The 19,020-nt window shown below is 41.1% G+C and carries 10 protein-coding genes; 3 read left to right on the top strand and 7 right to left on the bottom strand.

All coding sequences use genetic code 11. The features are described from left to right. Nucleotides 1-6 precede the first annotated feature (6 nt). The 6 genes from VB732_RS10835 to VB732_RS10810 form a co-directional block, all read right to left on the bottom strand. Entirely contained in the window at nt 7-2,718 is a 2,712-nt protein-coding gene (locus tag VB732_RS10835) for an S-layer family protein (RefSeq protein ID WP_323230839.1), read from the bottom strand. A 240-nt stretch (nt 2,719-2,958) separates the two neighbouring features. Next, nucleotides 2,959-3,699, bottom strand: a complete 741-nt coding sequence (locus VB732_RS10830) for a hypothetical protein (protein ID WP_323230838.1) — start codon at nt 3,697-3,699, stop codon at nt 2,959-2,961. A 397-nt stretch (nt 3,700-4,096) separates the two neighbouring features. After that, entirely contained in the window at nt 4,097-5,608 is a 1,512-nt protein-coding gene (locus VB732_RS10825; protein ID WP_323230837.1) for an HlyD family secretion protein, read from the bottom strand. A gap of 20 nt (nt 5,609-5,628) precedes the next feature. After that, a complete protein-coding gene (locus tag VB732_RS10820) occupies nt 5,629-7,857 on the bottom strand; it encodes a peptidase domain-containing ABC transporter (RefSeq protein ID WP_323230836.1) in 2,229 nt (742 codons plus the stop codon). Between the two features lie 2 nt (nt 7,858-7,859). Further along, nucleotides 7,860-11,156, bottom strand: a complete 3,297-nt coding sequence (locus tag VB732_RS10815; protein WP_323230835.1) for a type 2 lanthipeptide synthetase LanM family protein — start codon at nt 11,154-11,156, stop codon at nt 7,860-7,862. A gap of 176 nt (nt 11,157-11,332) precedes the next feature. Then, nucleotides 11,333-11,554 carry a mersacidin/lichenicidin family type 2 lantibiotic gene (locus tag VB732_RS10810; protein ID WP_323230834.1) on the bottom strand — a complete coding sequence of 74 codons (222 nt, stop codon included), beginning with the start codon at nt 11,552-11,554 and terminating at the stop codon, nt 11,333-11,335. A 224-nt stretch (nt 11,555-11,778) separates the two neighbouring features. Between VB732_RS10810 and VB732_RS10805 the strand changes: the two genes are divergently transcribed. From VB732_RS10805 to VB732_RS10795, 3 genes are all read left to right on the top strand, one after another. Next, on the top strand, nt 11,779-12,951 hold the full coding sequence (locus tag VB732_RS10805; RefSeq protein WP_323230833.1) for a sigma-70 family RNA polymerase sigma factor: 1,173 nt from the start codon (nt 11,779-11,781) through the stop codon (nt 12,949-12,951). 19 nt (nt 12,952-12,970) lie between these two features. Next, complete coding sequence (locus VB732_RS10800; protein ID WP_323230832.1) at nt 12,971-14,128, top strand: DUF1822 family protein; 1,158 nt, start codon at nt 12,971-12,973, stop codon at nt 14,126-14,128. Between the two features lie 101 nt (nt 14,129-14,229). Next, nucleotides 14,230-16,758: a CHAT domain-containing protein gene (locus tag VB732_RS10795; protein ID WP_323230831.1), complete on the top strand. Its 2,529-nt coding sequence runs from the start codon at nt 14,230-14,232 to the stop codon at nt 16,756-16,758. Nucleotides 16,759-16,794: 36 nt separating this feature from the next. Here VB732_RS10795 and VB732_RS10790 read toward each other — a convergent pair. Then, on the bottom strand, nt 16,795-19,020 hold a 2,226-nt coding region (locus VB732_RS10790; protein ID WP_323230830.1), incomplete at its 5' end, for a COR domain-containing protein.

Genomic DNA, 19,020 nt, shown 5'->3' with positions numbered 1-19,020 from the left:
CTGACATCACTTAACCGAGCAAACACCACTAGAAACAGACAAACCACGAGGCGTAATATTTGGGGCTTGAGCTACTAGAGATACAGTACCGTTTTTATCGACAATCCAGCCTTGCGCTTCGACTATTTCCGGTATGGGAGATTGAAGACTTTCGTTGCTCATATTACTGTTTTGACGCTCATTTATCGTATCTAATGTTATCCATCTTGCTGTAGATACTTCACCCTGAAATGGTTCCATTGGACTGCGGGCAATTCCTCCCCTTCCTGTGACAGTAAAAGAACTACGTCTAGCAGGATTTCCGGGGTTACAACTAGAGACAATTTGTTGTGACGCATCCGTGAAATTGTTAGGTAACTCTACTAAGCCACGACTGGGGTCTACATCTAGCGTATTAATTATGACTGTACCTGTTAAACCAAAACGGGAACTAGCGTCAATATCGTTGGTGTTATTTGGTGGCGTTGATGAACGTTTTTCTAGACCAAAAATACTCTGAGCATTAATGTTAATATTGCCACCTTGTCCTTGAAAAGCATTGGCGACAATATCATTATTTTGGTTGGGAGAAGCAATAATAAAGCCATCAGATGCATTAATGGTGATGTTACCTCCTTTAGCATTATTGAAAGCTTGAGCAGAAATTAGACTTTGATTTTGCAGAAATAAAAATTCTACGTTTTCTAAACTAATATTTGCACCTTCACCGGCATTAGTTTCTGCGGTGAGTCGACCTTGATGGAGACGAATTGTGTTGGCGTTTACAGTTAAATTACCTGCTGTACCAGTCCCTGTAGCGCTGACAGTGACTTCACCTCGCTCACGGACATTCAAAATTGGTGTGTTGACAAATAAACTTCCAGCTTTGCCGCTTCCTTGGGCTTGGGAGAATAAGGTACTGGCTACTTCTTCACCGCCAATATTGCCAACTCCAAAAACATCAACAGACTCTGTAGCATTAATATCTAAAGTTCTACCTGCGCCACCACTAAATGAGCCTGCTCTTACTTCCCCACCATTACGAATGAGGAACTGTCTCACCTTTATATTGGCAATTCCTCCCTGAGCAGAACCGAAATTGTCTGCTGATATTCTGCCTCCATTTTCTACAATTAGAGTATTAGTGGTAATGTTCAATTCTCCAGCATCGCGGGTAGCTCCTCGTTCAGCAGAAACGAGGATGTTACTTCTGCTAAAATCATCTGCGATCGCAGCCGTGCCACTCACTAAAATAGAATCAGTGGCATCGATAGTTAAAGTTCCTCCTTTTCCACCACTACGTGCAGATGTGGAAATCTGCGCTCCACCCAAAACATTTAATTTTTGAGTATTCACAGTTAAAATGCCACCATCACCTGTAGCACCTGTACTTACTTGAGCAAATAAACCGCTACCTACTAAGCCATCTGGTCGCCTTCCCTCCAATGTTACTGACTCAGAAGCTATCACTCGTAATTCTCCAGCTTTACCTGCACCTCTAGTATCAGTGGAAACTTGCGCTCCACCTTGAACCCGTAGATTTTCTGTTTCAATTGTCAATCCTCCACCATCGCCTGTAGCTCTTGCTTGTACTCTAGCAAATAAGCCACTGGGAAATCTAAGTGAGTTACCTACAAGTTGAATAAATTCTAGAGCTTTTACTGATAAGTCAATTCCTTGACCTGCACCATAAGTAGTAGTTGATATCTGTGCGCCACCTTGCACAATTAAACGCCGAGTTTCAATTGTCAGAGTCTTTCCTTCCCCTGAAACGTCATCCTCAACTTCATTAAAAATAGCTGTTGGGTATGAATCTCCTGTTATTCCTACTAACTCCAATTGTTCTGAAGCACGTATATTCAAATTAGCTGCTTGTCCATTAACACCAGCTACAGAACTCACCTGACTACCTTCGGTTATATTAATGCGCCTTCCCTGTATTTGCATATCAGCACCGAGGAAATCGCTAGAACCAACATAGGCTGCTTGAGACAGCGTGATGTCTTGAAAGTTTTGCACACCCTCATAATCTAAAAACCAACCTTTATCTATAGGTGTGAGGTTAACGAAACTATTACCTGAGACACTCCCTAACTCAATTCTTCCTCCTGGTGTTGTTAAAAAGCCTCCCTCTAAAGCTAATTCGCCACCAATAAGTGCTAGAGTTTTAGCTGAGGGTACTTGTAAACCAAGTGCGATCGCTTGATTAACGATTTTTCCTGGTACTTCCCCAAAACCTAAACCCACAGGCACACTGATAGTCAATAGAGAGTTAGCCTGGGTTGGTGTAGCTAAAAATTCAGAGCCATCAGCAAATTTCATTCTATTGGCTGTAGTCGCAATAAATGACCCACCAACACTGAGAGAAGCGTTATTACCAAAAATAATTCCATTTGGGTTGATTAAAAATAAGTTCGCGCGATTATTAGTACGGATTAATCCATCAATAATAGACTGAGATTGACCTGTAACCCGACTAATAATATTTTGTATATTTGCATCATTTTGAAAGTATGCAACGCCATTTGTAGGAATCGAAAGTTTCTCAAAACTATGAAACAGATTGTTACCAACCGTCGTCCCACCCGTAATTTCACAATTCGTACAATTTGGTGGAACGATGGAGTTATTCTGTAAAGTTTGATCTGGAATTATCTGAGCTATAGTTGGTGTAGAGGTTAGTATATAAAATATAAAACCGCAATTGACTAGAGATAATTTAGTAATAAAATTTTGCATAATCACGACCCATAGTTAAAATTTATATATTTTGATATATTGCATTATTTTTGTGTATTTCTTTAAAAAAATACACAAAAATATCATCAAAATTTCTAAATGTTAAATTTATTGATATTTCCCTTGCTTCGTGATGATTTATTAAGATTAAACTTGCGCTTTAGGAGGAAGTATTTACCAAATAATGCTATATTTAAAGCCATCATTAATTTTATCAACTTGCCTCCTCATATTTATTTATTAAGGTTGTTTAAAAACTGGAGGTATTCCTTTTTTAAAACGTTGTTGTAGAAGAATATTTGCTAATGAAGATAGCCGGGGTTTATTATCAGGAGGCGAACTTTTCACTGCAATAGCTTTAGATAACAAATCTTTTTGTAGTATATATGCTAAATCATTAATAGCTTTGTCTTGATTAATATCTAAAGCAGATAAGTCTAATCTATAAGTTTGAACAGCTTGTTTTTGTCCTGGTTTAAAAATTTTATAACCAATAGTATTACGCTTGCCCCCAAAAAGAGGATCGTTTGGTATCAGTTCAGCATATAAATCTCCATTAAATCCTACAGTAGATGGATTAAAAGGCTTTATTAAAAGTAGAAACCCAGAATTATCGAAAAAATAAACACTTCGAGAAGAAGTAGGAGGAGTGCCACGGGTGCCAGAATTACAAGGAGGTAATAGATTCCCTTTATCGTCATAAATACCTGGAAATGTAGTACTACAAGCCCAAGCTAATCCATACTGATAATTTTCTATTGCTCCTCGAAAGATTCCTAAATTAGGATTATTTTTAGCTTCATCATTTATAGACTTAAAATTTTTTGTTTTATTCACTAAGCTGAATTGAGACAGAACACCTGCTTGATTTTCTCCCATTTCTGAATAGGTGTTTCCTGTTCTCCATTGAGCTATTGCTGGCTGCACAAAAGTTGATGTAATAATCGTGCTAGCTATTGTGAAAGTCATCAAAAATTTCATCGATTTACCTCCAATAGTTATGTAATTTAAATTGGTTATGTTTAAAATGCTGCTTAAGAAAGTATTAAATTTAGAAAAAAAGCAGATTAATATGATTTATAGTTTTGAATTCCAAAAAGTTACATTAAATATTCTTTTTAGTTGAGTGCTTTAGCCTAATTAAACCACAAAACACCGTATTATTACTGCATTTTTCTATTTTTTTATGAAGATTTGCATCAAATTCGAAATATTTATACGATTTTTTTTGGTGCATAGGTGTCTGAGTCTTCACAAATATATATAAATTAACTTTGTTACAAAATGGGTTCAACAAAAGTCTTAACTCATAAACTTCTCAAGTTACGACAATCCTAAATACGTATATTTCCATTTCCCCTATTAGTGCAAAAACGTCTTACAAATCTGCAATTAACCTCGCTTTCCTGAGTAGGAATTTCAAAACTGTCTCTTCACGAGAAATAATATCAGTTTTTCCCTGCATTCCCGGTTGAATAGTACACTGATGGTTGCTTTTACCTAAGAACAGGCTTTCTGGGAGTATTGTTACCTCATAGAAAGAACTTGCACTACTACTCTGCATGGAATTAGAAACATTGGCGACTGTGGACACAAGCTGATTCCCTTGAGATTTGATCGTATCTTCAGAAATTTGGCTGACAACACCCTTAAGAGTCCCGTAGTCGGGATAGGGACAGGCAGAAACCCGCATCTGGACTTTTTGACCTTTTGCCAATTTACTAACATCATCAGGGGAGACGGAGGCTTTGATGACTAAAGGAGCATTGCTAGGGACAATTTGAGCAATTTCTTCACCCAGACGCACTGATTGACCGGGATTTCGTAGATTTAGTTGAGAGAGAATCCCGTCTTCGGTGACTGTAATTTTAGTTTGGCTAAGGTTGCTTTGTACTTGTTGTAGTTCCCTGGTGTCACGCTGGATCTGATTTTTCATTTGAATCCTCTGCTGAAACAAAGCTTCCCATTCTCGATTGAGGATGGCGAGAGTGGCTTGACCGCTAGCACTTTCTTGGGCAATAGTCTCTTTAGCGATCGCAATTTCGGAATCACTGGGATTGAGAGCAGCTTTAACGCGGCGCAGTTTTGCTTGCTCGGCGGCGATCGCTTGTTGTCGCTGGGCAATAATTTGCTGTTGCGCTTCAACAGTAGCTCGTCGCACCTCAACCTCTTGTTTTTGTTGAGCAACATCTAACTGCACTTCTTCTAATTGATTCAGAGACAAAGCACCGGCTTCAACTACTTTTTGATAGCGATCGCGTTTGGCTTGAGCGGCGCTCATCGCCGCCTCGGTTGACTGGAGATTTGCACGCGATGAACGCAGTTCTACCTGTGCTTGAGACCATTCATTTTGCGCTCTTTTTAAGTTCGCCTCGGCTTCTTCTACTTCTGCTTTGACAGTAATTTGCTGATCTTGATAATTGCGTTGAGAGCGATTGAATGCAGCTTGAGCCGAAATAACCGCACGGTTTTTGCGCTCAGTTTCCGCTTTAATTTGACGGTTCAAAGCTTGAATTTGGGCATCGATTTGCAATAGTTGCAGTTGCGTCTGCTGGATGTTGCTTTGCAGTTGGCTTTTTTGAGTTTGCAGGCGGGAATCATCAATAGTGGCTAGCACGTCTCCCTTTTTCACTACCTGATTTTCTTTAAAAAATATGTTTGTTACCTGACCTTCTGTCGCTGCTTGCACAAGCCGCAATTCTCCTGTGGGTCGGATACTTGCCTGCCCTTTAACGGTTACTTTATATTCGATCATAGAAGATAGTGCGATCGCTCCGCCAACAGCAGCGACGAGTACCAAACCGCCTAATCTCGCCCAATTACCAATCGGCGGGAGGAATTCATTGCTTTCAACTAGGGGCAGAGAGTCGGCGTTAATCTGGTTAAGCATGACAGTTTTCTGGGTAGAGATTAGCGAATGCTAGTTGGGGGACTTCCATTCAGATGAAAGTTGGCAAGATTTTTGCCGAAACCATTGACTCTCGATAAATCAACCCCGTCGAGAAAATCTAAATGCTCACCAGCTTGATGACACAGAACCTCTGGAGAACCTTGAATTTTCAGTTGTCCTTTTTCCAGCATGACAATCCAATCAGCTTGCTGGATAACTTTGGGACGGTGGCTGATTAAAATAGTGGTTTGACCTTGGCGGTGAGTTAGCAACTGGTTTAATACTTCGGCTTCACTAACTGGGTCGAGTGCGCCAGTAGATTCATCTAAAATCAGCACTGGCGGGTTATTAACTATGGCTCTGGCAATAGCTAATCTCTGCCGTTGTCCACCAGAGAGATTCGCACCAAATTCTCCTAAGACAGTTTGATATTTGTCGGGAAGGTTGCTGATAAACTCATCAGCCCCAGCAATCTGGCAAGCTTGCACAATCTGCTCAAAGGTAATGTGAGGCGAACCTAAACGGAAATTTTCCATAATCGACCGACTCCAAAAGTGTGCATCTTGAGGAACTAGAACCACTTGTTGGCGGAAGCAATCTAGAGAAAGGTCTTCTAGGTTGTAAATGCCAAAGCGAATATTGCCAGACTGGAGTTGATATAAACCTGCAATCAATTTAGCTAGGGTGCTTTTACCGCAGCCAGATTTGCCGATTAGGGCAATTACTTGGGCACCAGGAATAGTTAGAGAGAAATCTTGCAACAGTTCAACTCTGCCTGCATGATGAAAATTGAGGTTGGTACAAATGATATCTGCGTTGCTCTGAATTTTTACCCAAGGCTTTTGGCTATTATCTAGAGTTTCTGGGGTAGCGTCAATAACTTCAGTGAGGCGTTGAGTAGCAGTTTTGGCACGAGTGAATTCATCAACAAAGCTGATAGTGGTTTCAATAAAGCTAGTAAAGTTACCATTCATGCTATTAAATGCCAGAAGCATCCCAATAGATAATTCCTGACTAATCACTAGAGTACTGCCAAACCAGAGTAAAGCTATGCTACCGATGCTGGATACTAAGTTTGAGAAAATGCCGTTGACAAGACCAATTTGAATAGTACGGAAGGTAAGGTTAGCAAGGCGACTAAATCGGCTCTGAAATTCTTCCCAGAATTGCGGAGCGGCGGCAGTAGTTTTCAGGGTAATAGCACCTTTGAAAGTTTCTACCAAAACACCTTGATTTTCGGCTGATAAGACCAAAACGCTGCGAATTTTTTGCTGGAGGGTGGGTAAGAAAATTACTGTTGAGAGAGTCATTAAAAGAGCGATCGCCCCAGCTAATACTGTGAGTTTTATACTGTAGAACAGCATCAAGCTTAAGGAAACTAAGGCGATAAACAACTGGCTGGGCAAACTCACAACAGCTTCAGAAATTAACTGGTTAATTTGTTGAATATCTTCTAGGCGACTGACAATTTCGCCACTGCGACGGGATTCATAGTAACTTAAAGGTAAGCGCAGAATTTGTCGTCCGAATTCAAAAATTAGTCCTAGTTGCAGACGTTGGGCAAAGTGAGCGACAAGATTTGATTGTGCTAACTTCAGGCTACTGCTAACTAGATGCATGACGATGACGGCAATGGCAACGCTAGTCAGAAGTTGGGTATCTCCACGAACTAGCACGTCATCGGTGAGAATTTGCAACAGGAAGGGAGAGGCGAGGGAGAGTAAACCTAAAACCGAGTTGAGTAATAAAGTTTGAGCAAGAATGGCACGATAAGGCCAAACACGCCGTAGGAAGCCTCCAAAACCGCCAATTTTCTCTTGTTCATCTTCTTGAGTAAAAAAGCGGACTGGATCTGGTTCTAGAAGAAGCATTACCCCGTTTGTCCATCCTTCGAGAAGCCACTTTTTTTCCAGATAACGGATGCCTGCACCAGGGTCAGCAACGACGTATTTATTGCCCCGCTTGCCGTACAAAACTACCCAATGATAACCTTTCCAGTGGATGATAGCTGGTAGAGGAATGTCTTTTTCGTTGAAAGTTTCTAAAGTTACTTTCACTGCCCTTGCGTTGAAACCAAGGGCTTCTGCTCCTTGTTTCAATCCTAAGAGGGTGCTTCCTTGCTGTCTTGTGCCTACAGCTTCCCGACATCGGCTGATGGTGAAGGTTTTGCCATAATATTTAGCAATTGAAGCAAGACTTGCAGCACCACAGTCTTCTTCACTATGCTGTTGAATAAGCTGGAATTTCATTGTCAGTTATTGGGTAGTGTTGCATACTCGATTTGTCTCTGCACTGGGCTGTTCAGCTTGGGAGGTTCTAGTCCTAATACCGAAGGAACACTCTCTGGTGCTGCTAGGCGCAGTAATTCATAACCAATACCTGCTAGTCCAGTCATCAGTCCTGGTGTCTCAACTTCCAAGGGAACGCCACAAAGCCAACCGTGTTTATTAATACTTTCGAGGATGATGGCGGCAAAGCGATCAACTTGAGTTTTCCATTGAGGATCATCAAGGGTGAGACTGGCTTGCAACAGCAATTCTAGGTTGCCCAAATCTCCATGACAGAGAGAGTGATTGTCACCAAATCCATGAGCTATGGTGGTTTTTAGGGCTGTGTTAATTTCGGAACGCACTTTGCGATCGCCGAGATGCGGAAGGCAACGTAAGCGAGCCAGCCCAATTCCCGATGCGCCATGACACCACGCCGTCATGCAAGTATGTTGGTTGTTATTTTTTTCGATGACTTGAGCCGTAAAATTGCGTAAATCTAGCCAGTTTCCCACTTCAGGATCAAAAAGGCTGCGTTCATACTCAATGGCAGCCAGAGCGGTGGTTTGAAAACGCTGTTCACCAGTTAATGATGCCAACTCTAGCAGCGCCCAAGCTATCCCCGCTACACCATGAGAAAACCCTGCCAACGGTGCTGTCGTTGATGTCTTCGTATTCCAAGCAACACCGTGCTTCATAGGTTGAGCGCAGGCGATGAGACGATCGCCACATTGGATTGCAGCAGCAAGGGTGCGATCAGATGGGGCACAGCGATACAGAGTAATTAAACTACCAATGCACCCAGCTGCACCGCTAATAAGATCAAATTGTTCGTCTTTCTCAATCAAATCAGGGAGACGTTGAACAATCTTTTCTGCCTCAGTCAGCAATGTTGGTTGATTCCACAGTGTACTCAGATGCGATAGGGTATAGATGATTCCTCCCCACCCATCAAAAGTACCAACGGATGAGATGAAGGATTTATTCTCCTCTACCTGGCGACGGATTGTCGTCAATGCAGCTTTTGCCAGGTTAGTATAGCGTTCTTCTGCGGTAACAGCACCCAAATAGGCGAGAAACAGTGTCACTCCCGATAATCCGTTATACAGATCCATGTTCAGCGCGGTGAGAAACCATGTTTCTTGAGGAGTTAGCTGCAAACCAATCCAAGTAGCATCCTGTTCACTACATAATGCCAGTGTCTCTAAGCGATCGCCAACTGCCCGTGCTGCTACCAGTAATTGCTCACGACTAGCTTGATGCTGCACTTCAGTAACAAGATAACTGGGCGATTGTGTTTGCTCTCCTACCGTTACCAATGTAGTTAGAGAAGCCCGAATAAACCACAGTTGTTGTGTCAAATCAGCTTCATTAAGTTGCTGAATACGGCGTTGCACTAAAGCCATGCCTGATTCTGCAAAAAAATCGGCAATTCGCTCTCCAGAACTACTCCACAGATCCCGCGAATTAGGTAGAGTTGTGAACAGGGGAATATCACCCTGCCATAAATCATTGCGTTCAGCAGTGATAACTTTAGTTAAATGTGGTTCTTGTTCAATTCCTAGCCAGAGACGGTCAAACAAGCGATCGCGATCTAAGGCATTACGTAACACGTCGGGATGAAAACTTTCAGATAATATTAAACTATAGGTATAGGTGGAACGAATAATAGCCCGCACTTTATCCTCAGCAAAGCGAGCTAAAGGGCCGTTTTCAGCCAGTAACTCGTCTCGGTGTGTCAAAAGCAACCGATAAATGTTGGTAAACCCAGTAATTAGTGAATCTGTATATTCCAATACATTTATTTCTTGTCCATCCCAAGTCGGTCGATTCTGATCTCCTGACATCTCTATCCGCTTGCGCTTCAGAGACATTTCATCAGTTCCCTGTTTTTCCAAATAAAGAGCTTGATGAGGAGTCAGTTGACCTTGTACAGACCCCAAACCACTTAAGTCGATGCCTTCATACTCAGCATTTGCATAAATTCGCTGTGGCAATAATCCAATACTCAAAACTGAGTAAGCTATTTTTTGGTAAGCAAGTAGGTCTGATTTGACAAGATCGACTTTCTCAAAGTTAGGATGGAATAGAGCTTCTAAATCAATCAAAATGGGATGCTCACCTACTGCAATTAAGTTCTCACTGTGAAAATCAGCTGCTTCTAAGGCATAGAGCAACGCTAAGTAGCCACCCTGACGTTCATAAAAACGTTTTATCTCTGCTTTTGTGTTACATCCAGAGGCACTAACAAACTCAACCCAACCATAAGAATTGCGGTCTAGAATCTTTAAAGTTTGAAATTGTGGATGAGTACCCCGCTCATTGAGCCAGGTTAGTAGCTCCTGAAAATGCACATCAACAGTTAAGGTTCTCGGTTTATAAACTATTTGTAACCCAGAGCTAAATTTAGCAATCAAAACAGAACGGCCACCTCGATGGCTATCCCCTGAACTGCCTTCCAACTCTACAAGTTGTCCTAGCTCATTCTCTGGACTGAAACTGTTGCGGATCTCACTCCAATCAGCACAAAGATGGTGAAGAAACTCTAAACTGAACTTTATCCAGTTATCAATACAAATCTTGATTTGGCGAGCTAAAACTGGATATTCTTGAAATAAGGCCAAAGCTTTAGTGTTCTGTCTGAAACCCGCTATGAAGTTTTGAAATCGTTCTAGGGGAGTATCACCATTTAGCAATCCTTGGAGTCGTGCGACATTAATCTCCAGAATCATAGTCCGGTCTAACATCCCCAGCAATCGCTCGGGAAGGTTAGCAAACAGCACTTCCATCACAGTTTTAGGGTCAAAAGGCAACTCTGATTGGGTCTGTATTAGTTTTTGTACTTCTTCATCTAGTTGGTCAAAGCCTTGTTTAATTAGTGGCTCTACGGCATATAAAAAACCAGTTGTCCCTTCTTTGAGTATTTCTGGAGGGAAAAACATATCAGGATCAGAGTTAGCCAGTCCAGCAAATGCCTGCTCTATTTCTGACAACCATGCTGGAGGTGAAGAAAGGCGATCGCACATAACCTCAATCGGCTCACCCAAAAGATTGAGAAATTCTTTCTCGGTAATACCATCCAACGCTAGACGCTGCACCCAGTTGGAATCTTTCATAAATGGGTTTTGTTCCCGCCAGCGTTGCATCCGTTGCTGTGCTATTTTTGTATTGATTTCTTGTTTGGATGTCTTAGGAGTAAGTACACCGGGTAAGGCAATACGTTCAGCTAACGTGAGAGCTTGATACCATTGTTTGTTCATAGCATTATCTCGATCAGGCATAGTTTCTCGAAGGAACATTGATACTGATGGCTTGATCAATTTCCCAAAGTCAATTTATAGAATGTTCACAAAAGTTGAGAAAGGGTGAACCAAAGAGGCTCACCCTTCTTGGTTAGCACTGTGCTAATACACTAGAGAAATCTGTTAATACTTTTTGCCATGTTACTGAGATGCGATCATCCTCTGATGATGTCGCAAATAATTCCATAAGAAAATCCCTTTCGACCTTTACAGGTAACACCTTTAGTAAATCCGCCACCAGCAAGTGTTTGCGTTACCTCATCTGGAAGCTCAATCAACCCAGCTGGATTTTCGGGTAACTGCGATCGCTGTTCTTGACTCAAGCTGTTACGATATTCTTCATCTTTCCAAGCGCGGATAATGTCAATATTGGACATGATTTTTCTCCTTTGATGTTTTGTAATGATGTTCAGAAATTGACCTGGGCTATCAGGTATTAACCTGTGCTTGCGTCTCTCTGTGGCTGTATACGATGGCTTTATATGTTTATGCACCTAGCAGGAAATTTTTTTTACAAAATCTGGAAAATACCCAGAGTGCTGCGTATTACAATTAAGTAGAAATTCCTAAACTCTAAATTTCCTATACTCAAAAAGCTTTTATGCAACCCCGACAGGGCATTATTGAAATCTTCTCGACCTTTGTGCAGTTTGATGCAGATAGGTTCAGCGTTTGGGCAACAGATAGCAAACTCCAGCGAAGTATCAAAAGATGCTTAGAACAATATCCGCAACAGAAATCTGATAATTTTTGGGTGCTTTATTGGTACAAAATCTGGCAAATAGAATCTAGCCCTTTAGCAGTGGGACATATTTCGGCTTATTTACAAGAGGTATGCTACTGGGTTTCTAGAAAAATAGCCGTAAATTTTATCAGTCAATTTTCTATCGCTGATTGCTTCCAGATTGCAATTTCTTGCATTTATAAAATTCTCAAAAATTTTAATCCTGAATACAGTACAAATTTAAAAAGCTATGCAGAATATGCTTTTGAGCGTTTCCTCAAAGATTCATTACGTCTAGGAAAGGAAGCAGATATATGCACAGATTGGGCGTTACTGCATAAAATTAGCCGGAAGCGGTTGGTAGATTCCTTAAAAAATGCTGGCCTTAATAGTCAAATTATCAATAATTACGTCTTAGCTTGGGAATGTTTTAAGGAACTCTACACCAGTGACAATCAAACTATTCGTCAGTTGGGAAAACCGAGTACCATTACATGGCAAACAATCACTCAGCTTTACAATAGACAAAGCTTGAGCCAACTGACTCCAGAAACTTTGGAAAAATGGCTGAGTACCTGCGCTAAAGCTGTACGAGACTTTCTTTACCCCAAGTTTGTCTCTGTAGATGCTCCTATTAATGGGCAAGAATCAGGTAATTTATTAGATATATTACCCGCAGATTTACCAGCATCCTTACTTACCGAAATTATTGCCCAAGAAGAATCTACAACTAGACAAACACAACAAGCACAATTAAATCAAGTTTTGATGGATGCTTTAGCAGCGTTGGATATTCAGGCTCAAAAATTAATCCAAGCTTATTATCAGCAAAAGCTAACTCAACAACAAATCGCCCAACAGCTAGAAATGAAGCAATACACAGTCTCTCGCCGTCTTACCACCATTAAACGCTCATTACTCACTACCCTATCGCAGTGGAGTATCGATAGTTTGCATATCTCCCCTACGCCCGTCGTACTGGATGCCATTAGTAAAAGTCTAGAAGAATGGCTTAACAATTACTATACCCACTCCCACTCACACCTTTAAAGTAGAACCTCTTGAGATTATGTTTGATGCTTCCCTTGCTTTCACTGTTGATAATGATTTGGTGCTAGAAATAATTCAGACATTGCCAAATGTAGAATATAACTACTCTACGCCTGGCGGTTATCAGCGTGCTTGGCTCAATCAAATCTGTTTGAGTACATTTTTAGCTTGGTTGCAAGAGGAAATTACGCCAAATGCTAGAGTGCATCCCAACACAGCAGCTTTACCGAGTTTTTGGGAAGTAGTCAATGGTACAGCTATGAGTTTTGATAACTCTCGTTTGCTTTTACTTCCTACTTTAGCGATGGATGTGGATGAATTGCGTGTACCTCAAGAATGGGTGGATATTCCAGAATGGGTGGCGGATTATTACTTAGCGGTGCAAGTAAATCCTGATGAGGAGTGGATTAGAATTTTGGGCTACACAACTCATCAACAATTGAAAACTTTAGGGGTTTATGATCAGAGCGATCGCACTTACAGTTTAGAATCCGATCATTTAATCGCAGACTTGAATGTACTTTGGGTAACTCGTCAATTGTATCCTGAAGAAATTAGACGTGCGTCGGTTGCTCCCCTACCACCTTTACCCCAAACCCAAGCAGCCAATTTACTCCAAAGATTAAGTAATGCAGATATCAAATTCCCCCGCTTAGAAATCCCTTTTTCCCTTTGGGGAGCATTAATCGCTCATGGCGGTTGGCGACAACGCTTGTATGAATTACGCCAAGGAATTGTCCAACCAGCATCAATCGGGGAATGGCTGCAAGAAGGTGTATCAAATTTTGCTCAACAACTCGGCTGGGAACGACGACAATTTACAGCCTTGTCTTCAGGGATGAGAAGTCTAGAAAGCCAAGCATCTATTCTCGGTTTATCTCGACAAATATTAGTAGCTGGTAATACTTATGAATTACGAGTTTTCCCTAAAAGCAACCCAGAAGAACAAATTTGGCGTTTTGAATTACGCAACACAAACCCAGAAAATATGATTCCTGTAGGGTTTCAACTCAGACTGCTGACGGAAGACTTACAGCCATTTCCTAATAATGAAGATATAGCAACAACGCCTGTAGAAGAATTGTATGTGGAGGTGATGTTAGAACCCGGTGAAGGGTTAGTTTGGGAAGTCACACCTTTACCAGCAGAATATGAGCGCGAAATTTTACGTTTTTAGTTGCAAGGGGCTTGTTGTGTGTGACTCCGTGGTTTAATTAACGACGGAGGTATGGAGACACAAAAGAAGTGAAGAAGATTATTAATTTTTGTTTACTATTTGTGTTAACTGTACTCTTATGTGTTTCGCTGAGTCCAGCGATCGCAAACATTTCTCGAACCACAATAATTAATCAAGATTCACAATCACAAATTCTCGAAAGCCAAAGATTATATGAAAGTGGTAGATTTGCTGAGGCGGTGCAAGTTTTACAGCAAGCAGTCCAAGCATATCAAGAGCAGAGAGATACTTTAAAACAATCTGTAGCTTTGAGTAATCTATCTCTGGCTTATCAACAACTTGGTGATTGGCAACAAGCTCAAATTGCTATTACCAATAGTTTAGATTTACAAGGCTTTCAACCACAAGGTACAACTAATAAAAATTTAGCGGTTTTAGCTCAAACTTTAGATATTCAAGGACGCTTACAACTCTTGACAGGTAAGCTAGAAGCAGCTCTTAGTACTTGGAAACAGACTGAAGATATTTACACCAAGCTGGGAGATAAAAACGGTATTGCTTTGGCACTACTTTCTCAAGCTCAAGCATTAAGAAACCGAGGGTTTAATCAGCAAGCTATTAAAAAACTAGAACAGGTAAATCAAACCTTAGCATCTCAAGGTGATTCTTTGGCAAAAGCAGCAGTTTTACTTTCCCTTGGTGATACATTAGAAAATGTAGGGGAATCAGAAAAATCTCGGCTGGCTTTAGAACAAAGTTTAGCAATTTATCAAAGTTTAAAATTACCAGAAAATATTGCTTCAACTCTGCTTAGTTTAGGGAATAATGCTCGGAATCAACAAAAAATTCCCCAAGCGATCGCATTTTATCAACAAACATTTGATACATCAACTTCGCCCCTCACAAAAGTTCAAGCAAAACTCAATCATCTCAATTTACTAATTGAGGAAAAACAATTCACAGCAACACAAACCTTAATTCCAGAAATTCAATCTCTACTTGCACAACTTCCACCCTCACGCCCATCGATTTACGCCCGGATTAACTTTGCTCACAGTTTGTCTATTTTAAATACTCCCAAATCCCAAATTGCTCAACTCCTGGCTACGGCTGTACAACAAGCCCGGAGTTTGGATGATATCCGAGCCGAAGCCTATGCTTTAGGTAATTTGGGTAATTTGTATGAAAAAACCCAACAATTTGCTGAGGCTATTAACCTCACACAACAGGCTTTGATATTGGCGCAAACCAGCAACGCACCGGAAATTACTTATTTGTGGCAATGGCAGATGGGTAGATTATTAAAAGCCCAAGGTAATTTTACCGGAGCGATCGCAGCTTATGATGCAACTGTAGAAACATTAGAGTCGCTGCGTACTGACTTAGTAGCAGTCAATCAGGATATACAGTTTAATTTCCGAGATAATGTAGAGCCAGTTTATCGTGAGTCGGTGGTTTTGCTGCTGCAAAATTCTGGAGAAAAACCCGACATTAAAACATTAGATAAAGCTAGAATACGCATAGAAGCGTTACAGTTAGCAGAACTGGATAACTTTTTCCGAGAAGCTTGTTTACAAGGACAAAAGGTACTTTTAGATCAAGTAGTAGACAAAGAAAATCCCAACACTGCCATACTTTATCCAATTATTCTGCCAGAACAACTGCAAGTAATTGTTAAAATTCCTCAGCAACCACTGCGCCATTATACAGTTAATAAATCCCAGGTTGAAGTTGAACGCACCTTGGCAGAAATGCGGGAATATATTTTAGAACCCGATAGAACGGAAGAAGTACGAACCCTTTCCCAAGAAGTCTATAACTGGTTAATTAAACCTATTGAATCTGATTTAGCTACAAGTAAAGTTAATACTTTGGTATTCGTGCTAGACGGAGCCTTAAAAAATATACCCTTAGCTGCTCTTTACGACGGCGAAAAATATTTGGTAGAAAAATACGCTGTTGCTCTTAGTTTAGGGCTTCAGCTATTAGCACCCAAACCTCTAGCTCAAACACCATTGAAAGTACTGGCTGCTGGTTTAGTGCAACCTCCGCCTGATTTCCCAACATTCTCACCCTTACCAGGAGTTAAGTTAGAATTTGACCTCATTGCTCAAACAGGGGCATCTACCAAAACATTACTAGATCAAGATTTTACCAGCAACACTCTAGAAAAAAATGTAAATACTGTTCCTTTTAATGTCTTACATTTGGCGACTCACGGGCAATTTAGTTCTCGCCCAGAAGATACTTTTATCCTAGCTTCTGATGGTTCTATTAATGTTTTACAGTTCGATAAATTACTCCGCAGTCAGAGCGACACTAATACGCAAATCATAGAATTATTAGTTTTGAGTGCTTGTCAGACTGCCACAGGTGACAACCGTGCTACATTAGGGTTGGCAGGCGCGGCTATCAAAGCAGGCGCACGTAGCACAGTCGCTTCACTGTGGCACATCAATGATCAATCTACTGCCATCTTAATTGGTGAATTTTACAATGAATTAGTCAATACTAAAGCGACCAAAGCAGAAGCTTTACGTCGCGCTCAAGTAAAATTATTAACCAAATATCCTAATTATAGTCGCCCTGGTTACTGGGCTGCCTATGTATTGATTGGTAATTGGTTTTAAGCAACAACAGCAAAAAATTTCGTGGCACATTTGATATTACTCATCTAGACGGACTGCGATCGCATTCAGCAATTCCTCAAAGTCTGATTCGCTGTGAATACCAGGGGTGAGCGTGTTCATATCTTTGAGAATGTTCGCAAGCCGTGGTAAATATTGGCGAATTTCCGCGTACAGGTCGATATCCTCTCGAAAGCCATCTAGGTTTGCTGCGGATACCTCTTTTAACGCAGCATCCAATTCCTGAACTTTGTTTTCCCAATATTTGACATACTTAAGCCGATCAATAGCATTATAAATTTGGGCATCTGCTAACACAATAGGAAAGATGCGATCGCCAAATTCTCCATTTTTAGCGATTTGTACTAGCTCAAACATACAATTGGGAGACTTTAAATACTTGTCACTAATAACTGCGATCGCACATTTACCCCGTCCAATCCGTTCCATAAAGGCTTTAATCAGTCCTTTGTAGCCCAAATCGCGTTTATCGCGGATGATTTTGATTCCTTTAGCCTGCAAAGTCTCATCTAGTTGGTTGACAAATTGCTCACTTTCTCCACCCCAAGCATAAGAGATGAAAATTTCTTTGCTATCTGCTAACTGATGCGTCAACGATTCATTTCTCTCTTGCTCCAGTTCGCTTTGCAACTGTGCAACTTTGGGGTTGATTTCCCCATCTGCTTTAGTACCTTGGAACATAACATCATCGATTAACCTGCGGACATCTACCGTTTCATAGCTGTTTTCGCACTCAACTTTGTAGCGGTTTGCATCTAAACGTTTTTTGAGCTTGTCCAGGGAATAGGAATAAGGTGTGGGCGAATTTTTGCAAATCTTGCAATTACAAGGAACTAGGGTTTGATATTGCAAACGTTCATAAGAGTTGTGGATTTTATCGAGTTCATGGGTGATGACTGCCATCAATTCTTTTGTACGGTTTCCGGCTACACGGATTTTAATTTCCCGTTGATTGTAGTTTTCAATGATTTCTGCACGAGTTTGGTCTTTGTTGAGAACAACACCGTTTTTCCAAACGAGTTTTTGCTGTTCAATCCAAGGGTGCGTCTCGACAATAAAGCGGGTGAGGATGCCTTTGGGCATGAATGTATAGGTATAACGCAGGATTAGGTTGTTAGCGTCATCCCAGGTATACTTAGCTTTTTCAATAGAAAGTAATTGCGGGGCAATATAAGTGTCACGACGATTAGGAATTTCATAGCAAAGCTTGAACCGCATCATTAATTGCAGGAGTTCATCGCGCATATCAGCATATTCGCCGTCTTCCCAAATATCTTTAAGGTCTTCCTTGGTAAAACAACCGAGATTTTGGTTAACAGTCTGATTATCCAAAACTTTGTAGACGGCAGCTGTCCCCCATTCCGGTTTGAGGATGACGTAGTGTTTGAGTGTAGAATCGTCTTGAAAGTGGAGACAAACGCCGAGGTCATGTAAATAGCTACTCAAGCGCAGCATGTCTTTACGGTCAGTTAATTTATTAACTCGACAAAGGGTAAAGTATTCTTCAACGCTGATGTAATTTCGGGAATCGTTCTCTAGAGCGGCTCTAAGTCTTACCCAGAGTTTTGGTAGAGGTGTAGCAACGTGGTCAAGATTGCTGATGTAAAGCTGAATAGCCTTTTTAATCTTTGCCAAACCGCGATTATCAGCTAAATTGGTTGGCAGAATTTCTTTCAGGTTGTCAAATTCTCCTCGTAACTGGCCTCCATCGACTTCGCACTGACGGTCTTGTTTTTCGTTTTTGATGATAAAAACTGGACTTTTGTCGCTCAAGAGTTCGACAACCTTAAGCCACCAGTAAAAATCAGTGTTTTCTTTGCGAGTATCAGCAACTAAAACATAGAGAGAACGCTTGCTGAGGAAAAACTGATGGGTTTGGTGGTAGATTTCTTGACCGCCAAAGTCCCAGATGTTGACGCGAAAATCTTTGCCATCGGGCTGCGTAAAGTTCCACTGAATGACTTCAATGCCTTCAGTTGATTTTTCATTCGCCTGGAGTTTATAGTTTTCGTCTTTGATTTTCTTGGCTAAAGAGGTCTTACCGGCTCCTCCTTCGCCAACAATCAAGAATTTTGCTTCGTAAAAGGGTTCGGTTTCGGCTGGATCTTGCACCCGAAAATAGAAATCGAGAATTTCATTCACATCACCCGGATCTTCGTAGTAAGCCTTCGGCCCCAAAATCTCAGGTGGAATGGGGACTGGATTTCTACGAAGATCCAGCTTTTTCAGGTTTGACAGTTTCCT

Source organism: Nostoc sp. UHCC 0252, from assembly GCF_034931145.1.
Lineage (GTDB): Bacteria > Cyanobacteriota > Cyanobacteriia > Cyanobacteriales > Nostocaceae > Nostoc.
Note: the sequence above shows the minus strand (reverse complement) of the source record. Positions and strands in the feature narration are given on the sequence as shown.